The organism is Dietzia massiliensis, from assembly GCF_018390595.1.
Taxonomy (GTDB): domain Bacteria; phylum Actinomycetota; class Actinomycetes; order Mycobacteriales; family Mycobacteriaceae; genus Dietzia; species Dietzia massiliensis.
In genome coordinates this window covers 1-213 of the sequence record NZ_JAHBAV010000407.1, presented here as the reverse complement: position 1 = coordinate 213, position 213 = coordinate 1, and the positions used below count along the sequence as shown (strand labels likewise).

Genomic DNA, 213 nt, shown 5'->3' with positions numbered 1-213 from the left:
TCCTGGAGGCCATGGCCGCCGGGCTGATGGAACAACGCGTCGCCGAACTGCTGGCCCGGCAGATGGCCACCGTCCGCGGGGACGTGTTGGATCAGGTCCAACGCCAGGTCGTCGAGGACTACCTCAACGGCGTCGCCGCCGGGATCCGCCTGGGCGACAAGGCCCTGCGCGATGACATCGACGCCGTCATCGGCCGCCACGACCCCGACGCCA

Annotated in this window: 1 pseudogene; it reads left to right on the top strand. The window is 70.4% G+C overall.

Annotation, left to right across the window (positions count from 1 at the left end):
- Positions 1–11 precede the first annotated feature (11 nt).
- Positions 12–213, top strand: a pseudogene (locus tag KHA85_RS17730) (HNH endonuclease signature motif containing protein); the annotation flags it as partial.